Origin of the sequence: Microbispora bryophytorum, from assembly GCF_043197435.1 — a bacterium.
GTDB classification, from domain to species: Bacteria; Actinomycetota; Actinomycetes; order Streptosporangiales; family Streptosporangiaceae; genus Microbispora; species Microbispora bryophytorum.
In genome coordinates, this window is record NZ_JBICTF010000004.1 from 106,567 (window position 1) to 130,154 (window position 23,588).

Sequence of the window (23,588 nt, forward strand, 5' to 3'; positions counted from 1 at the left end):
GTCGCGGGTCACAGGCGGCGCGGTGCGGCAACCGGGCTCGCGTCGCCCGGCGCCACCGGCGTCACCGCGCCGCCGGCTCCGGCTTATCCGGCTTATAGGGAGCGGAACTGGCGTGAGGTCGAGATCGCCCCGGAGGTGGTCATGACGAACGTCCGCATCGAGTCGGCGAACCTGGACAGGTCCCACTCGGCCGGGCCCTGGTACCAGTACAGGTGGTCGGTCTGCCGCCCGTCGCCGTCGAACGCGCTGACCACCCGCGCCCACCGGTCCACACTGTCGAAGATCACCGCGTACGGCAGGTAGCGGGAGAACAGTTCCACGCGCCGGCCGGTGGGGACGTCGTCGACGCTCGCCCCCGCGAGGTACTCCCGGAACCCGAGCGTGTGCGCCAGGGCCGCGGCGCCCTGGGCCGTCTTGGCCGGCATGTACTGGGCGCCGAAGGCCAGCGCGGCTCCGGCGATGATCAGGGCCAGTCCCAGCAGGCCGTACGACGTGAACCAGGCGAGCAGGACGGTGGCGACCACCCCGAGCGCGACCACGACGAGGCCGATGGTGGTCCAGCGCGACCGGATGGAGTCGGGCCGCCGGGCGAACCAGCCCTGCGCCACGACGTCCTGATACAGCGCGTCGCGCACCGAGGACAGGCGTGCGGCGAACGACCCGTGCAGCTCCGACAGCAGCACCCTGTCGCGGCCGTCGAAGATCGCGTCGTAGAGGGCGCGCTCGTACGGCAGCAGCTGGCCGACCGAGGCGCCGGGCAGCTTGACCAGGCACCAGTCGGGGGTGTCGTAGGTCTGGCGCGGCCGCTCGTCGATCCGCAGGTAGTTGCGCACGGCGAGGTCCACGATGGTCGCGGTCACGTCGACCACATCGGCCTGCTCGTCGAACAGCGTGCCGATCTGCCCGGGGCGCACGCCGTCCGGCGGGCTGAAGTGCCCGTTGAGATGGCCGCTGACCGGGCCGGACTCACTGCCGACCACGCGGGCGTCGCGGCCCCGCGTCCAGTAGAGCAGCCCGACGCCGCCCAGCAGCAGCACCAGCAGCGCCGCCAGCGAGCCACCGGTCACCGTGTTCAGCGTGAACGCGGTGGACAGCTCGAACCTGCGCTCCAGGATCGGCCGGGCCCCCGTCGCGCCCTTGGGGTAGCCGACCACGACCGTGAGCGTCTGGCCCTCCCCGAGGCCCTGCTGTTCGAAGGTGGAGGTGGTGCCGGTCTCCTCGACGGAGGCACTGGTGCAGGCGATGGCCGCGCTCAGCTCGCCGGCGAAGCAGGACAGGTTCTGCACCCGGCCCGGGCCGGTCACGGTGACGACCGCGTCCTTCACGGGGCCGGAGACCGCGAACCACCGCAGTTCCTCGCCCGACGCCGTGGGCGTCACGGCGCCGGTCACGTCGTATTCCACCGTGCCCTTGAACGTCAGGGTCTCCCCGTCGTACGAGCCGCCCTTGACGCCTGAGATGCGGTAGACGCGGTCGTGGCCGTCGTCGAAGCGGGTCCGGGTGAGCGGCGTGCGCCTGACCGTCTCGCCGGCCGGGGCGACCGTCTCCTTCACATGGAGCACGCCGTTCGCGCGCAGCTCCATCGTCACCTCGTCCTTCGCCGGAGGCGCGGAAGCCGCGGTGTCGGCGTACGAGGTGACGGCGAGCGCGGTGTCGGCGTACGCGGTTCCGGTGAGCGCGGGGGAGGCGGCGAGGACGGCGAGCAGTGCCGCCAGTCCGAGCCGGCGCGCGAGATCCACCATGAGCCGCAACCCTATCGGTCCCGGTGCTCCAACTGGGGATCGAATGCGGTCAGCCGGACCGGTCAGGAATCGAGAAGCATGGGGAACACCACCGGCCGTAGCGTCATCGGTATGGAACTCACTCTTCACTACTGCTACATCACGGTCGACGACGGCGACGCGGCGCTCGCCTTCTACCGGGACGTGCTCGGCCTCGAACTGCGCAACGACGTCGGCTACGAGGGAGCCCGCTGGCTGACCATGGGCCCGTCGTCGCAGCCGGACGTCAACATCGTCCTGGAGACCGTCAACGCCGACCCGACCGCCTCCCCGGAGGACCGCGCCGCGCTCGGCGACCTGCTCGCGAAGGGCAGGCTGCGCGCCGTCGTCTTCGCCACCCCGGACTGCGACGCGACCTTCGAGAAGATCCGCGAGTCCGGCGCCGAGGTCCTGCAGGAGCCGATCGACCAGCCGTACGGCGTCCGGGACTGCGCCTTCCGCGACCCGGCGGGCAACATGATCCGCTTCCAGCAGCTCGGCAAGGGCTGACGCGGCGGCGCCGGGCGAGACGGGGGCGTCCTCCCGCGTGACCCCGGGAGAGCGCCCCCTCCGGCCGGGTCTGCCGGGTGGGTAGGGTAACCGTCCATGGGACTCACCCGGTTGTACCGGAACGGAACCCTGGAGGCCGAGGGCTTTCCCGTCGCCGACGTCTCCGAGCACGTCAAGGACCCGTCAGCGGTGGTGTGGTTCGACATGTGCGCCCCCACCGAGGAGGACCTCCGCGCCATCAGCGACGAGCTGGGGCTGCACGTCCTGGCGGTGGAGGACGCGCTGCAGCACCGGCAGCGGCCCAAGCTCGACGTCTACGACAGCCACATGTTCCTCAGCGTCTACGCGGCGGCCTTCGACAGCGCGTCCGGGCAGGTGCGGACCGCCCCCGCCACCGCCTTCATCACGAAGAACGCGCTGGTCACCGTGCGCCAGTCGGACGACTTCTCCATCGAGGAGGTGGTCCGGCGCTGGGACGAGGGGGCGGCCCTGGCGCGGCACGGCGTCGCGTTCCTGCTGCACGGCCTGCTCGACTACGTGGTGGACAGCCACTTCGAGACCGTCGAGGGGATGGACGAGCAGGTCGAGGACCTGGAGGGGACGGTGTTCGGCGACCGGCCGGTCGGCCCTGCTGACCAGCGGCGCACGTTCGAGTTGCGCAAGAGCCTGGTGACGCTGCGCCGGATCGTGATGCCCATGCGGGAGGCCGTGAACACGCTGCTCCGCCGCAACGGCCTGAGCGACGACGGTGAGATGACGCCGTACTTCCAGGACGTGTACGACCAGGTGCTGCGGGCCACGGAGTGGACGGAGTCGCTGCGCGAGCTGGTCAGCAACATCCGCGAGACGCACCTGACCATGCAGAGCAACCGGATGAACCTCATCATGAAGCGGGTGACGAGCTGGGCCGCGATCATCGCGGTGCCCACGCTGATCACCGGCTTCTACGGCCAGAACATCCCGTTTCCCGGCTTCGGGCACTCGTGGGGCTTCTGGGCGTCCACCGTGCTGATCGTCGTCGCCTCGGCCGCGCTCTACCGGGTGTTCCGGGCCCGCGACTGGCTCTGACGGCAGGTCACCAGGGCCCGTACGGCCCCTGGTTGCCGCCGCCCCGGTAGCCGTTGACCGCGGGCTTCACGTCGGCGAGGTAGATGCCCGCCCCGATGACGGCGGCGATCGTGAAGATGTTGGGCAGCCCCATGCCCATGCCCAGGTAGTTGATCGCGGCGGCGAAGGTGAACAGCGTCGCCAGGCCGAGGATGATCAGCCAGAGCCGCTTGGTCTGCTTGCCGGCCGCCGGGAAGGCGTGTGCGGGGATCCGCAGGGCGTGCACCAGCGCCCAGCCGGACAAAACGAAGGCCCCGACGGAAAGCAGCCAGAAGATGATGTCGAGGATGCCGTACAGCCCGAACATGGACTCTCCCACACGGTCACAGTCACTGACGCCCCCACACTAGTGGGCGGCGCCGACACATGGCGCGGGCGGGAAGGCCGGTCTCCGCGAACTTCCCGGGGCGCCGCGCCTCGGATCACCCCGGGAGCTCGTGAACGGCGGCGGCCCGCCTCCCCCGAGGGAAGGCGGGCCGCCGTGTCGCTCGCGTGGGCCGCGATCAGCTCTGGCTCGTGGTGGCGCGGGCGCGACCGGTCCGCTTGGACGTGGTCTCGGCGGCGATCGCCGGCTCGGCGGTCTCCGAGACCTCGGTCAGCTCCAGCGCGGCCTCGCCGCTCACCCGGCTGACGACCTTGCGGCCGCGGCTGGCCAGGTCGTCGTAGAGCCGGTTGAACCGGGTGGCCGCGGCGTCGGCGTAGCCCTTCGCCTTCTCCGGCAGCTCGCGCGCGACGACCTCCGCCTTGTCCTGCACGGTGGAGGCGTAGGTGCGGGCCTTCTCCACGGCGAAGTCGCCGGCGCCCGTGAGCGCGTAGAACGGCTTGGACTCCGTGATCTTCTTGGCCTGGGTCGTGATGGTCATGGGCTATCCTTCCCTCGAATCCGGTGTGATGCCGTTCAGTGGGTGAACCGGGCCGTCCCCGAGATGCTCAGCCGATTGCGGCGGCTGGGCGGTGTCGGCCCGGTTCTCCTTACAGAACGACTCGTAGATGTCGATCAGCACCTGACGTTGCCGACCGGTCAGTGTGACGTCGGCCCTGATGGCGGCCAGCACGTCACTGTGCGGCTCGCGGTCCTCGATGAGACCGGCCTGGACGTAGAGCGCCTGGGCGGAGATGTGCAGACCCTTCGCGATCTGGTTCAGGATCTCCGCGCTCGGCTTGCGCAGGCCCCGTTCCACCTGGCTCAGGTAAGGGTTGGACACACCGGCCTGCGCGGCGAGCTGACGAAGCGAGATCTTCGCCTGCTGCCGCTGCTGGCGGATGTACTCACCGAGCGAGGCGACCTTGGGCAGTTCCATGTCCCCAGTCTGCATCGCGCTGCTTGCAATTGCAAACTCGGTGGTTAATTCCAGCTAGCACCCAAGGCTTATCCAGGAAGCAGCCAAAGCAGCGGGGCGCTGATGGCGAGCGCCACCGATCCGGCCAGGATGAGGAAGCGGTGGGTGGCGGGAAGCGCGACCTCGGGCCGTACGAGCCGGTCGACCCGGGCCATCACGCTGGACGGCGCGGACACGCCGAGCGCGCCCTGTGGCGTGGGCAGCGCGGCCGAGGTGCCGAAGCGCAGCAGAGCGGTGGCCAGCCTGCGCGGGCAGCACTGCTGCCGGGCACGGTCGTCGGCGGCCATCTCGACCAGCAGCTCGACCGACGCCTGCGCGTCGCGGACCAGCTTCGACCACGGCAGCGCGCGGCGCAGCGCGGCGAACGGCAGCAGCACCAGGTCGTGGCGCTCCCGTACGTGGGCGGCCTCGTGCGCCAGCACGGCATCCAGCTCGGCGGACGACAGCAGGTGCAGCGTCCCGTCACTGATGACGACCTGCGACTTGAGCCCCGGCAGGCAGTAGGCGGCGGCCCCGGGGAAGTCGACCACCCGCACACCCGGCACGGCCGGCTCGTCCCTGGCGACCAGCGCGAGCAGGAGCCGGTGCCGGCGGCGGGCACGCAGCGTCTGCGCCCCGGCCGCGAGGGGCAGGGCCACCAGCACCGCGAGCAGCGACAGACCCGCGACCAGCGCGCCCAGCCGGAGGTAGTCGTACGGCTGGCGCGCGCCGAACTCCACGCTCAGCAGGAACTCCGCGAGCCCGTGCACGACGCCCTTGCGGTAGGGGTCGAGCGCGAAGGCGAGCAGGGCGCCGATGGAGGCGAGCCCCCAGGTCAGCCCGAGCGACTGCCACAGCAGGATCGCCGTGCGCGGGGCGCGCCAGGTCCAGCGCGCGAACGTCAGCCGCCACGCGGCCACCGCGCAGATCATGGCGAGCGCCGCTAAGACCGCCGCCGCGATCACTCTTCCTCCAGCTCCGTGAGGGCTTTCAGCAGGATCTCGGCCTCCGACCCGGAGACGGCGCGGGCGAAGCGGGTCAGCGCCGCGTCGCGGTCGCCGGTGAGGTCCAGGGCTTCGAGCATGAGCTCGGCGACGTACGCGTCGCGGCTCGCGGCGGGCTGGTAGCGCCAGGCGCGGCCGTCGCGGGTGCGGTTGAGGAAGCCCTTGCGGGCCAGGCGGTCGAGCACGGTCATCACGGTCGTCGGCGCGAGGTCGCGATCCTCGATGAGGCGTCCCACCTCGCGGGCCGTCAGCGGGGTGTTCTCCGCCCAGAGGATGTCCATGATGCTACGTTCGAGCTCTCCCAGTCCCTTCACGTCTTTAAGCCTACCCGGGGTAGTACTACGTCCTGTAGAGAGGTAGGAGACATGAAAATCGTTCTGGTCGAGGGCGACATCACCGAGCAGCGGGTGGACGCGATCGTCAACGCGGCCAACTCGTCCCTGATGGGCGGCGGAGGGGTGGACGGCGCCATCCACCGGCGCGGCGGCCCGGAGATCCTTGAGGAGTGCCGGGCGCTGCGCGCGTCCCGGTACGGCAGGGGACTGCCGACCGGTCAGGCCGTCGCCACCACCGCGGGGCGCCTGCCCGCGCGATGGGTGATCCATACGGTCGGGCCCGTGTACTCGCGGAGCGAGGACCGATCCCATCTGCTCGCCTCCTGCTATCGGGAGTCGCTCGTCGTCGCCGACACGCTGGGCGCCGGCACGGTGGCGTTCCCCGCGATCTCCACGGGGATCTACCGGTGGCCGGTCGAGGACGCCGCCCGCATCGCGATCGGCGCGATACGGCAGGCCGCCCCGACCGTGGTGGAAGAGGTGCGCTTCGTGCTGTTCAGTACCGCAGCCTATGCGGTGTTCGAATCGGCCCTACAGGACATCGGATAAGCATTAGGCCAAAACTTTCACAGCCACTTGAGCATGTAGATCTCGTCGCGGTCGTCACCGGGGGCCACCCGGATCGAGCGGGGCACCCGGCCGACCTCCCGGTAGCCCACGCTCGCGTAGAAGCGGTCGACCCCGGTGCCGCCGCGGCACGTGAGCTGCAACGCCTCCAGGCCGAGCGACCTGGCGGCGTCGTCGGCGGCGAGCAGCAGCGCCCTGCCGAGCCCCTTGCCCTGGTGCTTGGGGTGGACCATGACCCGCAGCAGCCATCGCCAGTGCGCCCGCAGGCCCGAGCCGTTGTCGCCCAGGATGAGCCAGGCGCCCACGGTGCCGTCGTCACCGAACCCGGCGAGGAGGCTGTCGGGGGCCTGCGGCCCCGCGGCGGAGCGGGTGCGGGCGAACGCCCTGTCGGCCGTCGGCCTGACGTCGTCCGGCGTCACGGGCGGCACGAAACCCACCGCTCCGTTCGCGTTGGTCACCTCCGCCCAGCAGCTCAGGAGCTCCTCGAAGAGCTCGGGGGTCATCTGCGGGTCGAGGACGAAGCGCATGCCGGGACGCTATCAACCGCCCCCGCCGTCAATCGCGGGGGGAGACGCTGCTCCAGGGCAGGGTCAGCTCGCCGAGCCGCCAGCGGCCGGGGCCGCCGGTCGGCGGCGTCACCACCACCGGCCAGTCGCGCGCCAGCAGCTCCGCCGCCCTGATCCAGCGCTGCCGCGTGCCGTACGCGCCGAAGGAGGCGCAGGTCGCCCAGGCGCGGTCCCAGTCCGCCAGCAACGCGTGGACGCGCTCGCCCGGGACGTTGCGGTGGATCAGCGTCTTGGGCAGGCGCTCGGCCAGATCGGAAGGGCGTTCGAAGTTGGTGAACCGGGCCGCGAAGGTGAGCGTGCGCGGCCCTTCGGCGCCGAGCGCCACCCAGGTCGCCCGGTGGCCGACCTCCGAGCAGGTGCCCTCGACGAGCACGCCCGAGGGGTGCAGACCGGCCCGCAGCCGGTCCCAGTGCTCCCACGCCTCGGCCTCGCCGTACTGCCGCAGCACGTTGAAGGCACGCACGATCATCGGGGGGCGGGGGGTCGGCAGCTCGAAGCCGCCCCTGACGAACGACAGGCCCTCCCGCTCGTACGGCTTGGCCGCCGCGACCCGCTCGGGGGCGATCTCCAGGCCCACCACCTCGACCGTGGGGCAGACCCGGCGCAGCCGCGTGAACAGCTCGGTCGTCGTGGTGTGGGACGCGCCGTAGCCGAGGTCCACCACCAGCGGCGCCGCGCCCGCCGGGGCCGAGCGCAGCAGCGGGCCGTGCACGGCGGCGATCCAGCGGTCGCAGCGGCGCAACCGGTTGTGCCCGGTGGTGCCGCGCGTGACCGTCCCCACGGGACGGCCGGGCCGGACCGGTCTCATGTCCCCGCGTTCATGCACACGGCGCTCGTATACCCGGCGCTCATGTGGCCGGAGCGACCCGGTGCACCTTGTGCTGGGCGGCCTGCGCGCGCGGCCGGACGACCAGCCTGTCGATGTTCACGTGCGACGGGCGGGTCACGGCGAAGGCGATCACGTCGGCGACGTCGTCGGCGCTCAGCGGGTCGGGGACGCCCTCGTAGACCTTGGCGGCACGCTCGGCGTCGCCACGGAAGCGGGTCACGGCGAACTCCTCGGTCCGCACCATGCCCGGCGCGATCTCGACGACCCTCACCGGGTCGCCGCACAGCTCCAGACGGAGGGTCTCGGTCATCGAAGTCTGGGCGTGCTTGGCCGCGCAGTAGCCGCCGCCTCCCTCGTACGACACGAGCCCGGCCGTCGAGGTGAGCATCACCAGCACGCCGTCTCCCGACTCGATGAGCTTCGGCAGCAGGGCCCGGGTCATGCGCAGGGAGCCGAGCACGTTCACGTCGAACATCCGCTGCCAGTCGTCCACCCGGCCCTCGGCCACCGACTCGAGCCCGAACGCGCCGCCCGCATTGTTCACCAGGACGTCGCAGCGCTCCAGCGAGGCGGCCAGGGCGTCCACCGACGCCTGATCGGTCACGTCCAGCGTCACCGGGCGCACGCCGGGCACCTCGGCCGCGAGCTTGTCGAGCCGGTCCCGCCGTCGCGCCGCCGCCACGACCCGGTATCCCTCCGCGGCGAGCCGGCGGACCGTCGCCTCGCCGATGCCGCTGCTCGCGCCGGTCACCACCGCGGTCCTGACCGCGGGGCTGGTCGCCGCGGGATTGGTCGCCGCGGGATTGGTCATCGTCACCGCCATCGTCCTTCCACATCGCCTCGATCGGCAGGCGACATCCTCTCAGGGGCCCCCGGTCTCACCTATGTCGGGGAATCCAGTGATGATTTCCGTAGTTATAACCCTCTCGGAGGTGGTTCGGGTGTCGGTGTTACGGCGTCGGGTCAACCGCGTCGCGACCATCAGCGTGCACACGTCCCCGATGGACCAACCGGGCACCGGGGACGCGGGCGGCATGAACGTCTACATCCTCGAAGTGGCCAAACGTCTCGCGGCGCTGGGCATCGAGGTGGAGATCTTCACCCGTCGCACCGCCCGCGACCTGCCTCCGGTCGCCGAGCTGAGTCCGGGCGTGCTCGTGCGCCACGTGACCGCGGGGCCGTACGAGGAGCTCGACCGGGCCGATCTCCCGGGGCAGCTGTGCGGCTTCCTGTCCGGTGTGCTGCGCACGGAGGCGATGTACGACCCCGGCCGGTACGACGTCATCCACTCGCACTACTGGCTGTCGGGCCAGGTGGGCTGGCTGGCCAAGGAACGCTGGGGCGTGCCGCTCGTGCACACCATGCACACCATGGCCAAGGTGAAGAACGCGCTGCTCGCCGAGGGCGACAAGCCCGAGCCGGCGATGCGCGTGCTCGGCGAGGAGCAGGTCGTGGAGGTCGCCGACCGCCTGGTCGCCAACACCGCCGCCGAGGCCGAGGAGCTGATCAGCCTGTACGGCGCGCCGCGCGAGCGGGTGGCGGTCGTCAACCCCGGCGTGAACCTCGCCGTCTTCCAGCCCGGGTCCAAGGGCGCCGCGCGCCGCCGCCTCGGCCTGCCGCAGGACGCCCACGTGCTGCTGTTCGTGGGCCGCATCCAGCCGCTCAAGGCCCCCGACGTCCTGCTCAGGGCGGCCGCCCGGATGCTCGTGGAGGACCCCTCGCTGCGGTCGCGGCTCGTCGTGGCCTGCGTGGGCGGGCCCAGCGGCAACGGTCTCGCCCGTCCCTCCCTGCTCAGCGACCTCGCGGCCGAGCTGGGCATCGCCGACGTCGTACGGCTCGCGCCGCCCGCGCCGCAGCCGGAGCTGGCCGACTGGTATCGCGCCGCCGACGTGACCGTTGTGCCCTCCTACAACGAGTCGTTCGGGCTGGTCGCGCTGGAGTCGCAGGCGTGCGGCACACCCGTCGTCGCGGCGGCGGTCGGCGGCCTGCGCACGGCCGTCAAGGACGGCATGTCCGGCGTGCTGGTGGCGGGGCACGACCCGCACGACTGGGCGCGCGAGCTCGCCGTGCTGGCCCGGCGCCCGGACCGGCTCGCCGAGCTGGCCGCCAACGCCGTGCAGCACGCCACCGCGTTCGGCTGGTCGGCGACCGCCGCCCGGCTGGCCGACGTGTACGCCGGCGCCATGGCCCAGCTCCACCAGACCCCCATCGCGGTCAACTCGTAGGGTGGGCGGTATGAGACCGGATCTGGAAGCCGTCATCGCGTCGGCGCTGGAGTCCGCCGAGCTGTCCTACGAACGGCCGAAGCCGGGCGCGTTCCTGGTCAAACTGCCGGGCCAGCACAAGCTCGCCACGCTGACCTGGCTCGTCATCGGCGACCAGGCGCTCAACGTCGAGGCGTTCTTCTGCCGGCAGCCCGACGAGAACCACGCCGAGTTCTACCGCTGGCTGCTCCACAAGAACGGCTCCATGTACGGCGTTCACTTCGCCGTCGACGACACGGGCGACGTGCACCTGGTCGGCCGGCTGCCGCTGGACGCGGTGACCGAGGAGGAGATCGACCGTGTCCTCGGCTGCGTCCTCACCTACTCGGACGAGTCGTTCGACCGCGCCCTCGAGCTGGGCTTCGCGACGTCCATCAGGCGCGAGTGGGAGTGGCGGGTCAAGCGCGGCGAGTCGCTGGCCAACCTCCAGGCCTTCGCGCGGGTGGTCGAGTCCTGACCAACGGGACGTCTGCTACACGCCGATAGGATTGGCCGCATGGCGACTTTGGTGCTGCTGCGGCACGGCGAGAGCGAATGGAATGTCAAAGGCCTGTTCACCGGCTGGGTGGACGTCACCCTCTCGCCGACCGGCGAGGAGGAGGCGCGGCGCGGCGGTGAGCTGCTCCTGGAGGCCGGCATCCGGCCCGGCGTGGTGCACACCTCGGTGCTCACCCGGGCCATCAGGACCGCCAACATCGCGCTTGAGGCGGCCGACCTGCTGTGGCTCCCGGTCAAGCGCTCCTGGCGGCTGAACGAGCGCCACTACGGCGCGCTCCAGGGCAAGGACAAGGCCCAGACCCGCGCGGAGTTCGGCGACGAGCAGTTCATGCTGTGGCGCCGATCCTACGACGTGCCGCCGCCGCCGATCGCCGACGACGACGAGTACTCCCAGGTCGGCGACGGCCGCTACTCCCTGCTGCCCTCGGAGCTGGTGCCGCGCACCGAGTGCCTCAAGGACGTCGTCGGGCGCATGCTGCCGTACTGGTACGACGAGATCGTCCCCGACCTGGCGGCCGGTCGCGACGTGCTGGTGGTGGCGCACGGCAACTCCCTGCGCGCGCTGGTCAAGCACCTGGAGGGCATCAGCGACGCGGACATCGCGGGCCTGAACATCCCGACCGGCATCCCGCTGCGCTACGAGCTGGACGCCGACTTCCGCCCGGTCGGCAAGGGCGAGTACCTCGACCCGGAGGCTGCCAAGGCCGCCATCGAGGCCGTCGCCAACCAGGGCAAGAAGTAACTTCTCACGTTTCTCACGAAGGCCGCGTCCCACTGCTGGGGCGCGGCCTTCGGTCATTTGTAGACGACCGGCTTCTTCGCGGTGCCGGGGAACACCTGGACCAGGAGTTCGACGGCGCCGTCCGGAGCGTCGACCGTCTGGGTCACGAGCTCGCGCCCGCGCAGGTGGACCCTGACCCGGTAGGAACCCGGGCCGCGCGTGGTGAGCCCCTTCAGGCTCGTGCCGTCGCCGTCCACCAGTTCCAGGGACCCGGTCGGGCTCTCGTAGCCCACCTCGACCACCTCCTCCCAGCCTCTCGTCTCCAGTGGCGGGCGCCGCGTGTAGGACTCGACGGTCACACACGCGTGTCCGATCTCGTCGGCCGCCCAGATCGCCAGTGTGCCCCGGCCGCTTCCCACCAGCTCTTCCACCAGGTCCGGAGGATTGCCCTCGTAGCCGTCCTCCCACCCGTCGATGGTCCAGAACTCCGTCCACAGCGTGGCCCGGCGCTGCCGTACGGGCTCGATCTTCGGGCGGTGCCGGGGATGCGCCGCGCAGGCCCGCTCCTTCTGCGCGACGTACGCGTCCGACTCCGCCTGCCGCCGGTCGGCCTCCGCCTGCTGCGCGCGGGCCACGGCCGGGCACAGGCTCGGCAGCGCACCCGCCAGGGACGCCTGTGGCGCCTCGCTGACGGCGCGTGCGGCGATATCGCCTCCACGCCGGGTCGCCAGCGCGCACAGGTGGCGTCCCTGGGCCAGGACGTCCTGGTCGGAGACCTCGTCCCACCCCTCCACGCCCGAGTCGTACGGGCGGTCGTAGCCGCGGACCGTGCAGAGGAAGTCCTTCTCCGCCGAGTTCAACCTCGTGGCCGTGTCGTCGCCGAATCCGGGACAACCGAGTTCCCACTGCGCGCTCACCTTCCCGGGCGGGGCCGACGCCGCCGGGAGCAGGACGACCGCGGTCACCGCCAGGACGCCCGCCGCCGTACGGACGACCGGTCCCCGGCGCACGAACGCGCGCCGGGGAGCGCGTACGGCGAGCAGGACGAGGATCGGCGGAACGCAGTCGTAGAGCCCCCACGCGAACTGCTGGGACAGCAGCTCGGGCGGCCCCCAGATCTGCGTGCACGCGGGGCCGAGCGCCGCGTCCAGCGTGGGAAGCAGGAGGTCGGGGAGGTTGAGGACGAGCAGGACGACGGCCACGCAACGGCCGATCATCCTGCCCAGTCCCGTCCGCCCGCTTCGCAGGCTCAGACACCAGCCCGCGAAGCCCAGGACGATCAGCGGTGCACCGCCGTACGAGAAGAGGGGAAAGGCCTTGACGGGATAGGCCCAGGGGGAGACCTGAACGTAGATGTCCCACCCGAGGCAGGAGCCCGAGGACATCGACAGGTAGCTCCGGCTGCCGTAGTCGCCGGTCAGGGTCCATATGACCCAGAAGAAGAGGGAAGGAACCGCGGCGGTCAGCGTCGCCGCCGCCCAGAGGACCCATGATCGTCTCGGCACAGGAGCGAAGACTATTCGGCACGTGCGACAAACAACTCACAGTCCGGCGATTCGAGGGGCAGACGAAAGCCCCGGCCCCCCGAGGACCGGGGCTTTCGCGCCCCTGTACGCCGCCGCGTCAGCCGGGGATGGCGTCCACGTCGCGCGTACCCGTGACGAGGTACACGACGTCGCGGGCGACGCGTACGGCGTGGTCGGCGTACCGCTCGTAGTAGCGGCCGGCCAGCGTGATGTCGATGGCGGCCTCGATGCCGTGTTCCCAGTCCTTGGAGAGCAGGATGCGGAACAGCCGGCGGTGACGGCGGTCCATCGCGTCGTCGTCCTCCTCAAGCTCCTTGGCGAGCTCGATGTCGCGGGAGGCGATGCAGCTGCCCGCCTTGGTGATCAGGTTCTCGGCGATGGCGCCCATCTCGACGAACGTGTCACGCAGCGCTGCCGGGATGGCGGACTCGGGGTGGCGCATCCGGGCGAGCTTGGCGATGTGCTCGGCCAGGTCGCCCATCCGCTCCAGGTCGGCGGCCATCCGCAGGGCGGTGATGACGGCACGCAGGTCGACCGCCACCGGCTGCTGCAGGGCCATCAGCTCGAAGATCGAGGCCTCGAGCTCCTGGTGCAGCCGGTCGACCTCGTTGTCCTGCGAGATGACGCTCTCCGCCAGCTGCAGGTCGGCGTCGAGCAGGGCGGTCGTGCCCCTCGACATGGCCGACCGCACCAGGCGGGTCATCTCCACCAGGCGGTCGGTCAGGGCCGCAAGCTCTTCGTGATAGGCGTCGCGCATGGCCGCCACGCTACGCGCGCGTCCGTGAACGAATCCCGACCGCCGGATGAACTTTTCCGGAAACAGGGCGTCGTGCCAGGTCGGGCAGGTGGAAGAACCGGAAATGCCGCCTAGGCTGCTGAATGTGAACGAGTTGCTGGCGAGCCTGGCGGCGATGGGCGGATTCGTCCTCGGCTCCTTCGTCATGCTCGCGATCCGACGGCAGGCGGACAAGCCCCGTGCACCGGAATCGGTGGACGACGGCCTTCCACCGGGGGTGGCGTCGGTGCTCGCCGTGCTGCCCTCCTCGGCGGTCGTCCTCGACCGCGAGGACCGGGTGCTGCGTGCCAGTTCGGCCGCGCGCGCCTTCGGTCTCGTACGCGGGGAGTCCCTCATGGCCGCCGAACTGCTCGCGCTGGCCAGGAAGGTCCGCAGGGACGGCGAGATCCGCGAGAGCGAGATCGAGACCGCCGGCCGCAAGTTCGGGCAGGAGTCCACGTCGTTCGCGGTGCGGGTCGCTCCGCTCGGCTCCCACGGACAGGTGCTCGTGCTCGCCGAGGACCAGACCGAGCGGCAGCGGGTCGAGGCCGTGCGCAGGGACTTCGTCGCCAACGTGAGCCACGAGCTCAAGACGCCGGTCGGCGCGCTGAGCCTGCTCGCCGAGACCGTCCAGGACGCGGCCGACGACCCCGAGGCCGTGAAGCGGTTCTCCGGCCGGATGCAGCACGAGGCCGCGCGCCTGACCTACCTGGTGCAGGACCTGATCACGCTGTCGCGGATCCAGGGTGGTGAGCCCATTCCGGCGCCCGAGCAGGTGCCCGTGGACGAGACCGTCCACGAGGCGATCGACCGGTGCAACACGAAGGCGTCGGCGAAGGACATCACGCTCGTCGCGGGCGGCGCGGAGGGCCTGAAGGTCTGGGGCGACGAGGAGCTTCTCGTCACCGCGTTGCGCAACCTCATCGACAACGCCGTGGCCTACAGCCCCGAGCACACCCGCGTCGTGATCAGCGCCAGACCGGCCGGGGACGCCGTCGAGCTGAGCGTCAGCGACCAGGGCATCGGCATCCCGGAAGGCGCCCAGGAGCGCATCTTCGAGCGGTTCTTCCGCGTCGACCCGGCCAGGTCCCGGGCCACCGGCGGCACCGGGCTCGGCCTCGCGATAGTCAAACACGTGGCCGTCGCCCATGGCGGAGAGGTCGCGGTGTGGAGCAAAGAGGGCTCCGGTTCGACCTTCACTCTTCGCCTTCCCGCGTTCGGCGGTCAGGCGGTCCCCGTACCAAGCACGACCATTCCCCAGGAGGCCGCTAAGTGACTCGGGTACTCGTCGTCGAGGACGAGGAGTCGTTCTCGGATGCCTTGTCGTACATGCTCAGGAAAGAGGGGTATGAGGTCGCGGTGGCGACCACCGGCCCCGACGCGCTGGACGCGTTCGACCGCAACGGCGCCGACCTCGTCCTGCTCGACCTGATGCTCCCGGGCCTGCCCGGAACCGAGGTGTGCCGCTCGCTGCGGCAGCGTTCCAAGGTGCCTGTGATCATGCTGACCGCGAAGGACAGCGAGATCGACAAGGTCGTCGGCCTGGAGCTGGGCGCCGACGACTATGTGACCAAGCCGTTCTCGTCCCGCGAGCTGGTGGCGCGCATCCGCGCGGTGCTGCGCAGGCAGGGCGACGTCGAGGAGATGGAGTCGGCCGTCCTGGCCGGGGGACCGGTCCGCATGGACGTCGACCGGCACATCGTGGCCGTACGCGGCCAGCAGGTGCAGCTCCCGTTGAAGGAGTTCGAGCTCCTCGAGGTGCTGCTGCGCAACGCCGGACGGGTGCTCACCCGCGGCCAGCTCATCGACCGGGTCTGGGGCGCCGACTATGTGGGCGACACCAAGACGCTCGACGTGCACGTGAAGCGGCTGCGGGCCAAGGTCGAGGCCGATCCGTCCAACCCCCGCTGCATCCTCACGGTGCGCGGCCTCGGCTACAAGTTCGACCCCGCCGACGAGTGAGCCCGTACGGGCCCGTACGGCCCGCGGGGCCCGTCCCGAACGAGGAAGCCCCTGTCCGGCAGGACAGGGGCTTCTACGCGTCTACACGGCCGTCAACCGGCGTTCGTGGCGGGCGACTCGGAGGGAGTGGCCTCGGTGGTCTCCGGGATGGCGGCATCCGACGGAGCCGGGCTGCCGGTGGCGAGCGGCGAGGCCACGGGAAGGGCCGTCGGCGCGGGCGGCAGCGTCGCGAACTCGCGGCTGCGGGCGACGACCGGCACGGTGAGCGCGACGTCGCCGGCGTTCTGGAACTGGAGCGTGAGCTTGATGCTCTCGCCGCCGCGCAGCGCCGTCTTCAGACCGTCGATCGTGACACCGGGGGTGCCGGCGAGCGTGCCCGGCTGAAGGTTGATGGGGCTCTGCACCTTGACCGACGTGGCCAGCTGCTCCTCGGGGACGATGCTGATGAGCTGGTCGGCGGTCCCCGTGCTGTTCAGGAGAGTCAGGTAGACCGGCGCCGACCCGCCGGTGGCGAGCTGCTGGCCGGAGTCCGGCCCGAGGACGAACGCCTGCGGGATCATGATGCCGTTCTTGCCGTAGGCCTTGCCGGGGCCGTCGCCGTCGTAGAGGACGCCCGCTTCGTTCGGGGCGTACGGCACATTGGTGTTGGCGTCGAAACCGGCGCCACACGCGGCCAGCGCAGGGATGGCGGCGGCGAGGAGCGCGGCAACGGCGATCGCCCTGCGACGGCTGCTGCTGGTCACGGTTCGAGGTCTCCTTGGTACGCACGTGTATGGGCAGCAATCACCTTATCCGCGCCGGTCACCGGTCCGGCGTCGGCTCCCGGTCCACGCGCCGCAGCAGCGCAGGTCATCCCGCATGTCTCCTCTGCCGATTCACAGAGTGAGTGGCTTGTCAAGCCCCAAAACGGGGCTTTGACCTGCAGTTATGTTTCTTTCACTGTTCCGGGAGGCGGTAACCGCGTGGTACCCTGGAGTACAGCGGAAGGGGTACTCGTCACATGACTTTCCAGGTCGGCGACACTGTCGTCTACCCCCACCATGGGGCTGCTCGGATCGAGGCCATCACGACCCGAACCATCAAGGGTGAGGAAAAGACCTACCTGGTGCTGAAGGTCGACAAGGGCGACCTGACCGTACAGGTACCAGCGGAAAATGCCGAGCTCGTCGGGGTGCGCGACGTCGTCGGCCAAGAGGGACTCGAGCGGGTGTTCGACGTTCTGCGCATGCCGCACACGGAGGAGCCCACCAACTGGTCCCGCCGCTACAAGGCCAACCTTGAGAAGCTGGCGTCGGGGGACGTCAACAAGGTGGCCGAGGTGGTGCGCGACCTGTGGCGGCGCGACAAGGAGCGCGGCCTGTCCGCCGGTGAGAAGCGCATGCTCGCCAAGGCGCGCCAGATCCTCGTCAGCGAGCTCGCGCTGGCCGAGAAGACCAACGAGGACAAGGCGGAGGCCTTGCTCGACGAGGTGCTGAACTCCTGAACATCACATCGCCAAGGGTGGGCATCGGGGTCGATGTCCACCCTTTCGCGTCCGGTAGGGAGCTCCACCTCGCCGGACTGTTCTGGCCGGACGAGACCGGGCTGGCCGGTCACTCCGACGGCGACGCGGCGGCGCACGCGTGCTGTGACGCGCTGCTGTCGGCCGCCGGGCTCGGAGACGTGGGCGCCCTCTTCGGCACCTCCGATCCCCGCTGGGCGGGCGCCGCGGGCGTCACTCTCCTGGAGGAGGCGGCCCGCCAGGTGCGGGCGGCCGGATTCGAGATCGGCAACCTGGCCGTCCAGATCATCGGGAACCGTCCAAAGGTCGCACCTCGCCGCGCGGAGGCGGAGAAGGCCCTCGGGGCCGCCGCCGGGGCGCCGGTGAGCGTCAGCGCCACCACGACCGACGGTCTCGGGCTCACCGGCCGGGGTGAGGGCGTGGCGGCCATCGCGACCGCCGTGATCCTTCCGGCATGAATGTTCCGTTCCAATCGGACATGCCAACCTGGATGAGGCCCGGCGCGTCTCACTAGCACGTGGGCGGCGGCTCGAACCAAGGCGCGGAATCGAGCCGCCGCCCTCTTTTTTCTTTCATGGGGCGCATATTTCCCTTCCGTGGGGTATCCCACAGTCCGAGGATGAAAGGGTCACCCTCATCGGGAGGTCGATATGACAATCGAGTCCATTCTCGGCGCCATCGTCATCGGTGCGGTCATCGGCGCTCTGGGCCGTCTGTTCCTGCCCGGTCGGCAGCCGATCGGCTGGATCCTGACGATCGTCGTCGGTATCGTGGCGGCGCTCATCGGTACCGCGATCGCCCAGGTCATGGGCGTGTCCACGACGGATGGCATCGACTGGATCGAACTGGTCATGCAGGTCGTACTGGCCGTCGTGGGTGTCGGCATCGTTGCCGGCCTCAGGCGAGGGTCGCGAGTGTAAGGCACTCGCTCGGTGGGGCGGCCCCCCGCTCTCACCCCCCAATAGCGCGCAGGCCCGTCCGGCTTCCCAGCCGGGCGGGCCTGCGCGTGTACGGAGGGCCCGGCTCAGGCGGGCGGGCGCGGTGTGCTGCGCATCCGGCCCGACGGAGGCGCCATCGGCACCGTTCCCTCCCCGCCGGCCTCCCCGATGCCCTCTTCGGTGTCACCGGCTTCCGGCGCGCCGTGACGGCCGTCTTCCGCGGCGTGCGGCCCGTGCCTTCCGTCCTGCTCGACCGGGTCGGCGCAGTCCGAAGGGTGGGCGGGGTCCGGCGTGTGGGCGGGGTCCGGCACATCCCTGATCTGACGGAGGGGCTGGGTGTCGATGCCCGCCTCGTCATCGGGCCGCTCCGGCTCTGCCGCGGCGGGCTCGTCCGGTTGGGGGCGGGGGTGCACGAGGACGTCACCGGTGTGCGGCCGTACCAGGTCGCCCCAGCGCACGGGACGGTTGCGGCGGGGCTGCGCCGGGCGGTCACCCGTTGCGGCGGAAGAAGGCGCCTGCGGAGCGGGCTCGGCGGGCGCCTCGGCGGCGACGGGCTCCGCGTCACGGGCGCGCTCGTCCGTGGCCGTCTCAGCGGTCGGCTCCGTCACGGCCGGCTCTATCACGACCGGTTCCGTCACGGCCGGTTCCGTCACGGCCGGTTCCGTCACGGCCGGTTCCGTCACGACCGGTTCCGTCACGACCGGATCGGCCTGCTCCGCGAGGGGCGGGGTGCCGGGCGCCGCCGTGGGAGTCACGATGGGCAGGGCCTCGGGCTCGTCCGGCGCCTGGTCCGGATTCGCCCCAGATTCGGACCCGGTCCCGGTCCCGGGTTCGGTCTCGGGCCCAGGTTCGATCCCGGGGACGGTTTCCGGGATCGCCTCGGGCGATAGCCGTACGCCGTCCTCGTCGGTGTCGGGGGTGACGGCGCGCGGTCCGGCCTCGCCCTCGGCCTGCGGAGGGGTGACGGGCAGCGGCGGAGCGTACTCGGGTGGCGCGACGGTCTCGGAGACCGGGCTGACCGGCAGCGGGGGGACGTAGCCGGGGGGTGCCACGGCTTCGGGAACCGGCTGCAGGGGCGGCGCGCCGTGCTCCTCGATGACGGTGTGCGCGGGCGTGGGGCGCTCCCGCACGGCCACCGGATAGGGGGCGGTGACGCTGGTCCGGGGTTCGCGCGAGCCGTCGAAGGGCACCAGGTCGTCGCCGGAGCCATCATCGGAGTCGTCGTCGGAGTCGTCGTCCAGGTCGGCCCGATTGGTGCGCACGTGCTTCAACAGGAGCAGCAGCAACCATAGCCCCATGGTGAGCATCACCCAGGGCGACAACGCGACGACGAGAGCGGAGGCGTCGGGGTCGAAGGAGACGCCGACGGCGGTCGCGGCGTTCGCGGCGGCGGCAGACGCCAGGAGCAGGAGCAGGACGAAGCCCGCCTGTAACCGGACCAGGAATCGCGCGGCCCGCAGCAACGGCACGCTGACCAGGGCGACGACCAGCAGAATGTCGAACGCCGCGGGATACAGGTAGTCGAGCCGCGGCTCGGCGCGCCCGGAGACGGCCAGAGCCCGCAGGTCGTCGAAGGACAGCGCGCAGGCGACCCCCGCGAGCACTGCGAGGGCGGCGCCCGCGAGGCCGATGGCCAGGCGGCGCAGCACCAGCGGGATTCCGGAGGGGGTGTTTCGGGACGGGCGGGAGGCCGTGCCTGCCGCGCCGGGGGGAGTCACGTCCATGGCGTTTCGAGCCTACAGAATCGGAGTGACCATCGATCACTACCCGCGTGATCACCTGTTTCGTGTCGGAACCGGGGAGTCCGCCGGGAATCTCCGGCCCCGTCCGGGCCGGCCCGGGCCGGCCCGGTGAGTCGCGGCGCCCACGGTGGCCGGCGACGCTGCGTGTCCGCCCACGCCTGGCCAGGCATGGTGCAGCCCGCACGGTTTGCCGTACGGACCGTTACGGGTTTTGTTTCAGGTTGTATCGGGACTTATGTGTCAAAAGTTTCCATGATCGGCCACACTATGCCGTTCACAGGCGCCCAAGTAGCCCTGTGCCATGCCGTCAGGCGTTAGCCTTGCCTTCGTGAGCCTGCACCTCTACGACACCAGCACGCGTACGGTCCGTGAATTCGTACCGGTCGAGCCTGGCCGGGTTTCGATGTATCTGTGTGGTGCGACCGTTCAGGCTCCGCCGCATATCGGGCACATCAGGTCCGGGGTGAACTTCGACGTTCTCCGCCGGTGGCTGATGCGACAGGGCTACGACGTCACCTTCTGCCGCAACGTCACCGATCTCGACGACAAGATCATCAGGGTCGCCGCCCAGGAGGACGTTCCCTGGTTCGTCGTGTCCGAGCGCAACCAGCGCGCCTTCACCTGGGCGTACGACCAGCTCGGCTGCCTGCCGCCGACCGTCGAGCCGCGTGCGATGGGGCACGTGCCCGAGATGGTCGAGCTGATGCGGCGGCTGATCGACAAGGGACACGCGTACGCGTCGGGCGGCGACGTCTACTTCGACGTGGTGTCCTACGCGGATCGTTACGGCAAGCTCTCCAACCAGAAGCTGGAGAACATGCGGGCGGCCGCCGACACGGACACCGACTCGCTCAAGCACGACCCGCGCGACTTCGCGATGTGGAAGGGCGCCAAGCCCGGTGAGCCCACCTGGCCGACGCCGTGGGGCCGAGGCCGCCCCGGCTGGCACCTGGAGTGCTCGGCCATGGCGACCAAGTATCTCGGCGGAACCTTCGACATCCACGGCGGCGGCGTCGACCTGATCTTCCCGCACCACGAGAACGAGATCGCCCAGTCGCAGGCGGCGGGCGACGGCTTCGCGCGTTACTGGCTGCACAACGGCATGCTCAAGCTCGGCGGCGAGAAGATGAGCAAGTCGCTCGGCAACTCGCTGCTGATCCCCGACATGCTGCGCAAGGTGCGCGCGGTCGAGCTGCGCTACTACCTGGTCGCGGCGCACTACCGTTCGGCGATCGACTACTCCGACGAGGCGCTCCAGGAGGCGGCGGCCGGATACCGCCGGATCGAGGGGTTCGTCACGCGGGCCGCCGAGGTGATCCACGACGTGGACGCCGCCGCACCGCTGCCCCAGGCGTTCGTCGACGCGATGGAAGACGACCTGAACGTCTCACAGGCGCTCGCCGTGGTCCACGAGGTGGTCCGCGAGGGTAACGTCGCGCTGGCGCAGGGCAACAAGGAGCAGGTCGCCCGGCTGCTCGCCGAGACGCAGAACATGCTCGACGTGCTCGGCCTCGACCCCAGGTCGCCGCAGTGGCGTACGACCGGCGACTCGGGGCTCCGCGAGGTCGTGGACGCGCTCGTGGCCGTGGCGCTGGAGCAGCGGCAGGCCGCGCGCGCCCGCAAGGACTATGCGGCGGCCGATGCGATCCGCGACCAGCTCGCGGCGGCCGGGATCGTCGTGGAGGACACCCCGCAGGGCCCGCGGTGGGAGCTGGCACAGTAGGCGTGGCCCTACGCTAGAGACCATGGCGGGTAAGGCTTCAGGGAAGCCGTCGAAGAGGCAGGGGCCGGCGAAGGGCTCGGGTGGCAAGGTCAGGCGTTCCCTGGAGGGCAAGGGAGCGACGCCACCCGCGCACATGCGGCACTGGTACAAGGACAAGGCCCGCGCCGAGCGGATCGAGCGCGAGGGCCGGGGCGGCGCGGGTTCATCCTCGCGCACGCCGAGCCGTACGCGCCGGGAGGACGCCCCGGAGGTCATCGGCGGCCGCAACCCCGTGATCGAGGCGCTGCGTGCCCACGTGCCCGCCACCGCGCTGTACGTGGCGCAGCGGGTCGAAAACGACGACCGCGTCCGCGAGGCCATCAAGATCGCGGCTGATCGTGGCATCGCGCTGCTGGAGGTCAGCAGGGACAAGCTCGACCGGCTGACCGAGAGCACCGTCCACCAGGGCATCGGCCTGCAGGTCCCGCCGTACGACTACGCGCATCCCGAGCAGCTCGTGGAGCTGGCCAGGGACGCCGCCGAGGTGCCGCTGATCGTCGCCTTGGACGGTGTGACCGACCCGCGCAACCTCGGTGCCATCGCGCGTTCGGCGGCGGCCTTCGGCGCGCACGGGCTGCTCGTCCCGTCCCGCCGCTCGGCGGGCGTCACCGCCGGCGCCTGGAAGACCTCGGCCGGCACTCTCGCGACCCTCCCCGTCGCCCGCGCGTCGAACCTCACCCAGACCCTCCAGGCGTACCGGGAGGAAGGCCTGTTCGTGGTCGGCCTCGACGGCGCCGCCACGGTGGACATCGCCGACGTCGGACTCGCGTCCGAACCGCTCGTCGTGGTCGTCGGTTCGGAGGGCAAGGGCCTGTCGCGCCTGGTCAGGGAGGCGTGCGACCAGATCGCCCGCATCCCCATGAACGCCGCCGCCGAGTCGCTGAACGCGGGTGTGGCCGCCGGGATCGCCCTCTACGAGGTCGCCCGGCACCGTCGCCGGTGATTTCACCGTGACGGTACGGCCCTCGGCCCACTAAACTCGTCTGGGTGGCAGGCCGCCTTAGCTCAATCGGCAGAGCATCTGTCTTGTAAACAGAAGGTCTGGGGTTCGATTCCCCAAGGCGGCTCCAGCTCAGAGGCCCTCTCCGCTTCGGAGAGGGCCTCTCTTGCTAACGGTCCTGCTAACAGCGGTCACCTCTCCACGATGTCGAGGAGTCGGTGGTAGGCCCTCTTGGAGAGGATCTATCCTGGAAGGCTTTGCCGTATCCAGGAGAGGAAACACGGTGAGCCTCCCGTTCCTCATGGCCATCTGTCCGACCTGTCAGCGGCCGGTAGCCGCGATGGAAGATCGCTCGGTGTCGTACTACGACGGGGAGGGGCTGCCTTGTCGCTTCACGCTCATGTGCTGTAGCGCATGCCCGCAGGCCTTCGTGGTCCTACAAGAACTCTACGCTGGACAGCACTGGGGACAGCCGGAACTGATGTGGCCGAGCGCCACCAAAGCTCTTAACCAGGCGATCCCCTTTAAGATCCGGAAGGAATTGTCTGAAGCGACGCAGTGCTTCAAGGCTGGTCAGTACACCGCTACTGCGGTGATGGTCAGGCGAGTGATAGAGGGAGTGTGCCGAAGCCATAACGCGACGGGGACGCCCTTCAAGGCACTTGATGATCTTTATGAGCGAGGCTTGATCGACAAGCGACTACTGGAGTGGGCACACGGATTGCGGGCTCTCGGTAATGACGGCGCCCACTTCGGAGGCAAACCGATCACACGCCAGGATGCCGAAGACGCTCTGACCCTCGCGGAGGCGGTCCTGAACTATACGTACGTGTTCACGAGGCAGTACGAGGAGTTCAAGCAGCGCAGGGCGGAGTCCGTACCTCCTTCCGATGAAGGTACGTCGAATGGCTCGGCCCCAACTTGCGAGTTGGGGCCGGTCAGTGAGTGAATCTAGGATGCCT

Annotated in this window: 27 protein-coding genes and 1 tRNA gene; 15 read left to right on the top strand and 13 right to left on the bottom strand. The window is 70.5% G+C overall.

Translation table 11 applies throughout. The features are described 5' to 3' along the window. Nucleotides 1–92: 92 nt before the first annotated feature. On the bottom strand, nt 93–1,742 hold the full coding sequence (locus tag ACGFIB_RS13980; RefSeq protein WP_357249518.1) for a DUF2207 domain-containing protein: 1,650 nt from the start codon (nt 1,740–1,742) through the stop codon (nt 93–95). Nucleotides 1,743–1,853: 111 nt separating this feature from the next. Here ACGFIB_RS13980 and ACGFIB_RS13985 point away from each other — a divergent pair, with 111 nt between their 5' ends. Together ACGFIB_RS13985 and ACGFIB_RS13990 are read left to right on the top strand one after the other, a co-directional pair. Further along, entirely contained in the window at nt 1,854–2,270 is a 417-nt protein-coding gene (locus ACGFIB_RS13985; RefSeq protein ID WP_142574395.1) for a VOC family protein, read from the top strand. A 96-nt stretch (nt 2,271–2,366) separates the two neighbouring features. After that, the gene (locus tag ACGFIB_RS13990; protein WP_357249521.1) at nt 2,367–3,338 is read left to right on the top strand and encodes a magnesium transporter CorA family protein; all 972 of its coding nucleotides are present in this window, start codon (nt 2,367–2,369) and stop codon (nt 3,336–3,338) included. A gap of 7 nt (nt 3,339–3,345) precedes the next feature. On the opposite strand, the gene ACGFIB_RS13995 is transcribed toward ACGFIB_RS13990, so the two are convergent. The 5 genes from ACGFIB_RS13995 to ACGFIB_RS14015 form a co-directional block, all read right to left on the bottom strand. Beyond that, entirely contained in the window at nt 3,346–3,696 is a 351-nt protein-coding gene (locus tag ACGFIB_RS13995) for a DUF2516 family protein (RefSeq protein WP_229689516.1), read from the bottom strand. A 184-nt stretch (nt 3,697–3,880) separates the two neighbouring features. After that, nucleotides 3,881–4,240: a hypothetical protein gene (locus tag ACGFIB_RS14000; RefSeq protein WP_357264609.1), complete on the bottom strand. Its 360-nt coding sequence runs from the start codon at nt 4,238–4,240 to the stop codon at nt 3,881–3,883. 3 nt (nt 4,241–4,243) lie between these two features. Next, nucleotides 4,244–4,678 (bottom strand): helix-turn-helix domain-containing protein, encoded by a 435-nt coding sequence (locus tag ACGFIB_RS14005; protein ID WP_357249527.1) that lies wholly within the window; start codon nt 4,676–4,678, stop codon nt 4,244–4,246. A gap of 68 nt (nt 4,679–4,746) precedes the next feature. After that, nucleotides 4,747–5,661: a M56 family metallopeptidase gene (locus tag ACGFIB_RS14010; protein WP_142574399.1), complete on the bottom strand. Its 915-nt coding sequence runs from the start codon at nt 5,659–5,661 to the stop codon at nt 4,747–4,749. Next, complete coding sequence (locus ACGFIB_RS14015; protein WP_079316189.1) at nt 5,658–6,014, bottom strand: BlaI/MecI/CopY family transcriptional regulator; 357 nt, start codon at nt 6,012–6,014, stop codon at nt 5,658–5,660. The genes ACGFIB_RS14010 and ACGFIB_RS14015 overlap by 4 nt, the downstream gene beginning before the upstream one ends. 51 nt (nt 6,015–6,065) lie before the next feature. On the opposite strand from ACGFIB_RS14015, the gene ACGFIB_RS14020 reads away from it, so the two are divergent. Further along, complete coding sequence (locus ACGFIB_RS14020; protein ID WP_142574400.1) at nt 6,066–6,584, top strand: O-acetyl-ADP-ribose deacetylase; 519 nt, start codon at nt 6,066–6,068, stop codon at nt 6,582–6,584. A gap of 17 nt (nt 6,585–6,601) precedes the next feature. Here the strand turns inward: ACGFIB_RS14020 and ACGFIB_RS14025 are convergent, their stop codons facing one another. From ACGFIB_RS14025 to ACGFIB_RS14035, 3 genes are read right to left on the bottom strand one after another with little or no spacing between them, the layout of a single operon-like run. Further along, nucleotides 6,602–7,129, bottom strand: a complete 528-nt coding sequence (locus ACGFIB_RS14025; protein ID WP_142574401.1) for a GNAT family N-acetyltransferase — start codon at nt 7,127–7,129, stop codon at nt 6,602–6,604. 28 nt (nt 7,130–7,157) lie between these two features. Continuing rightward, entirely contained in the window at nt 7,158–7,976 is an 819-nt protein-coding gene (locus tag ACGFIB_RS14030) for a class I SAM-dependent methyltransferase (protein ID WP_357264606.1), read from the bottom strand. A gap of 40 nt (nt 7,977–8,016) precedes the next feature. Then, nucleotides 8,017–8,808: an SDR family NAD(P)-dependent oxidoreductase gene (locus ACGFIB_RS14035; RefSeq protein WP_393372779.1), complete on the bottom strand. Its 792-nt coding sequence runs from the start codon at nt 8,806–8,808 to the stop codon at nt 8,017–8,019. 130 nt (nt 8,809–8,938) lie between these two features. On the opposite strand from ACGFIB_RS14035, the gene mshA reads away from it, so the two are divergent. Genes mshA through ACGFIB_RS14050 form a run of 3 tightly spaced genes read left to right on the top strand, consistent with a single transcriptional unit; the run spans nt 8,939 to nt 11,501 of the window. After that, nucleotides 8,939–10,222 carry a D-inositol-3-phosphate glycosyltransferase gene (gene mshA, locus ACGFIB_RS14040; protein WP_409348765.1) on the top strand — a complete coding sequence of 428 codons (1,284 nt, stop codon included), beginning with the start codon at nt 8,939–8,941 and terminating at the stop codon, nt 10,220–10,222. A 10-nt stretch (nt 10,223–10,232) separates the two neighbouring features. Further along, the gene (locus ACGFIB_RS14045; protein ID WP_357249534.1) at nt 10,233–10,718 is read left to right on the top strand and encodes a type III secretion system chaperone family protein; all 486 of its coding nucleotides are present in this window, start codon (nt 10,233–10,235) and stop codon (nt 10,716–10,718) included. Between the two features lie 39 nt (nt 10,719–10,757). Beyond that, entirely contained in the window at nt 10,758–11,501 is a 744-nt protein-coding gene (locus ACGFIB_RS14050) for a phosphoglyceromutase (RefSeq protein ID WP_357249537.1), read from the top strand. Between the two features lie 53 nt (nt 11,502–11,554). Here ACGFIB_RS14050 and ACGFIB_RS14055 read toward each other — a convergent pair whose 3' ends face one another. Beyond that, the gene (locus ACGFIB_RS14055) at nt 11,555–12,985 is read right to left on the bottom strand and encodes a hypothetical protein (RefSeq protein WP_393371715.1); all 1,431 of its coding nucleotides are present in this window, start codon (nt 12,983–12,985) and stop codon (nt 11,555–11,557) included. 118 nt (nt 12,986–13,103) lie between these two features. Further along, nucleotides 13,104–13,763, bottom strand: a complete 660-nt coding sequence (gene phoU, locus ACGFIB_RS14060; protein WP_142574407.1) for a phosphate signaling complex protein PhoU — start codon at nt 13,761–13,763, stop codon at nt 13,104–13,106. A gap of 103 nt (nt 13,764–13,866) precedes the next feature. Between phoU and ACGFIB_RS14065 the strand changes: the two genes are divergently transcribed. Together ACGFIB_RS14065 and ACGFIB_RS14070 are read left to right on the top strand one after the other, a co-directional pair. After that, nucleotides 13,867–15,057 carry a sensor histidine kinase gene (locus tag ACGFIB_RS14065; RefSeq protein ID WP_393371718.1) on the top strand — a complete coding sequence of 397 codons (1,191 nt, stop codon included), beginning with the start codon at nt 13,867–13,869 and terminating at the stop codon, nt 15,055–15,057. Beyond that, on the top strand, nt 15,054–15,743 hold the full coding sequence (locus ACGFIB_RS14070; RefSeq protein ID WP_191054995.1) for a response regulator: 690 nt from the start codon (nt 15,054–15,056) through the stop codon (nt 15,741–15,743). Before ACGFIB_RS14065 ends, ACGFIB_RS14070 begins: the two co-directional genes overlap by 4 nt. 92 nt (nt 15,744–15,835) lie before the next feature. On the opposite strand, the gene ACGFIB_RS14075 is transcribed toward ACGFIB_RS14070, so the two are convergent. After that, nucleotides 15,836–16,486 (bottom strand): copper chaperone PCu(A)C, encoded by a 651-nt coding sequence (locus ACGFIB_RS14075; protein ID WP_357264595.1) that lies wholly within the window; start codon nt 16,484–16,486, stop codon nt 15,836–15,838. Nucleotides 16,487–16,743: 257 nt separating this feature from the next. Here ACGFIB_RS14075 and ACGFIB_RS14080 point away from each other — a divergent pair, with 257 nt between their 5' ends. From ACGFIB_RS14080 to ACGFIB_RS14090, 3 genes are all read left to right on the top strand, one after another. Then, nucleotides 16,744–17,226: a CarD family transcriptional regulator gene (locus tag ACGFIB_RS14080; protein ID WP_030510364.1), complete on the top strand. Its 483-nt coding sequence runs from the start codon at nt 16,744–16,746 to the stop codon at nt 17,224–17,226. 17 nt (nt 17,227–17,243) lie between these two features. Beyond that, entirely contained in the window at nt 17,244–17,702 is a 459-nt protein-coding gene (ispF, locus tag ACGFIB_RS14085) for a 2-C-methyl-D-erythritol 2,4-cyclodiphosphate synthase (RefSeq protein ID WP_142574409.1), read from the top strand. 192 nt (nt 17,703–17,894) lie between these two features. Further along, nucleotides 17,895–18,164: a GlsB/YeaQ/YmgE family stress response membrane protein gene (locus ACGFIB_RS14090; RefSeq protein ID WP_142574410.1), complete on the top strand. Its 270-nt coding sequence runs from the start codon at nt 17,895–17,897 to the stop codon at nt 18,162–18,164. A 104-nt stretch (nt 18,165–18,268) separates the two neighbouring features. On the opposite strand, the gene ACGFIB_RS14095 is transcribed toward ACGFIB_RS14090, so the two are convergent. After that, complete coding sequence (locus tag ACGFIB_RS14095) at nt 18,269–19,906, bottom strand: hypothetical protein (protein ID WP_393371722.1); 1,638 nt, start codon at nt 19,904–19,906, stop codon at nt 18,269–18,271. A 346-nt stretch (nt 19,907–20,252) separates the two neighbouring features. Here ACGFIB_RS14095 and cysS point away from each other — a divergent pair, with 346 nt between their 5' ends. From cysS to ACGFIB_RS14115, 4 genes are all read left to right on the top strand, one after another. Continuing rightward, nucleotides 20,253–21,647, top strand: a complete 1,395-nt coding sequence (gene cysS, locus ACGFIB_RS14100; protein WP_142574412.1) for a cysteine--tRNA ligase — start codon at nt 20,253–20,255, stop codon at nt 21,645–21,647. A gap of 22 nt (nt 21,648–21,669) precedes the next feature. Continuing rightward, nucleotides 21,670–22,629, top strand: coding sequence for a 23S rRNA (guanosine(2251)-2'-O)-methyltransferase RlmB (gene rlmB / locus ACGFIB_RS14105; protein WP_357249551.1), 960 nt, complete (start codon nt 21,670–21,672; stop codon nt 22,627–22,629). Nucleotides 22,630–22,680: 51 nt separating this feature from the next. Beyond that, a tRNA-Thr gene (locus tag ACGFIB_RS14110) sits at nt 22,681–22,756 on the top strand. A 153-nt stretch (nt 22,757–22,909) separates the two neighbouring features. After that, nucleotides 22,910–23,575, top strand: a complete 666-nt coding sequence (locus ACGFIB_RS14115; protein WP_393371726.1) for a DUF4145 domain-containing protein — start codon at nt 22,910–22,912, stop codon at nt 23,573–23,575. The last annotated feature ends 13 nt before the right edge of the window (nt 23,576–23,588 follow it).

Bases quoted from the DNA above. Each gene is read 5' to 3' on its own strand.
- ACGFIB_RS14090 (WP_142574410.1), top strand. From the start codon at position 17,895: ATGACAATCGAGTCCATTCTCGGCGCCATCGTCATCGGTGCGGTCATC.
- ACGFIB_RS14065 (WP_393371718.1), top strand. From the start codon at position 13,867: ATGCCGCCTAGGCTGCTGAATGTGAACGAGTTGCTGGCGAGCCTGGCG.
- ACGFIB_RS14020 (WP_142574400.1), top strand. From the start codon at position 6,066: ATGAAAATCGTTCTGGTCGAGGGCGACATCACCGAGCAGCGGGTGGAC.
- ACGFIB_RS14045 (WP_357249534.1), top strand. From the start codon at position 10,233: ATGAGACCGGATCTGGAAGCCGTCATCGCGTCGGCGCTGGAGTCCGCC.
- phoU (WP_142574407.1), bottom strand. From the start codon at position 13,763: ATGCGCGACGCCTATCACGAAGAGCTTGCGGCCCTGACCGACCGCCTG.
- ACGFIB_RS14050 (WP_357249537.1), top strand. From the start codon at position 10,758: ATGGCGACTTTGGTGCTGCTGCGGCACGGCGAGAGCGAATGGAATGTC.
- ACGFIB_RS13980 (WP_357249518.1), bottom strand. From the start codon at position 1,742: ATGGTGGATCTCGCGCGCCGGCTCGGACTGGCGGCACTGCTCGCCGTC.
- ACGFIB_RS14035 (WP_393372779.1), bottom strand. From the start codon at position 8,808: ATGACCAATCCCGCGGCGACCAATCCCGCGGCGACCAGCCCCGCGGTC.
- ACGFIB_RS14080 (WP_030510364.1), top strand. From the start codon at position 16,744: ATGACTTTCCAGGTCGGCGACACTGTCGTCTACCCCCACCATGGGGCT.
- ACGFIB_RS14030 (WP_357264606.1), bottom strand. From the start codon at position 7,976: ATGAGACCGGTCCGGCCCGGCCGTCCCGTGGGGACGGTCACGCGCGGC.
- rlmB (WP_357249551.1), top strand. From the start codon at position 21,670: ATGGCGGGTAAGGCTTCAGGGAAGCCGTCGAAGAGGCAGGGGCCGGCG.
- ACGFIB_RS13990 (WP_357249521.1), top strand. From the start codon at position 2,367: ATGGGACTCACCCGGTTGTACCGGAACGGAACCCTGGAGGCCGAGGGC.
- ACGFIB_RS14005 (WP_357249527.1), bottom strand. From the start codon at position 4,678: ATGGAACTGCCCAAGGTCGCCTCGCTCGGTGAGTACATCCGCCAGCAG.
- ACGFIB_RS13985 (WP_142574395.1), top strand. From the start codon at position 1,854: ATGGAACTCACTCTTCACTACTGCTACATCACGGTCGACGACGGCGAC.
- ACGFIB_RS14000 (WP_357264609.1), bottom strand. From the start codon at position 4,240: ATGACCATCACGACCCAGGCCAAGAAGATCACGGAGTCCAAGCCGTTC.
- ACGFIB_RS14095 (WP_393371722.1), bottom strand. From the start codon at position 19,906: ATGGACGTGACTCCCCCCGGCGCGGCAGGCACGGCCTCCCGCCCGTCC.
- ACGFIB_RS14025 (WP_142574401.1), bottom strand. From the start codon at position 7,129: ATGCGCTTCGTCCTCGACCCGCAGATGACCCCCGAGCTCTTCGAGGAG.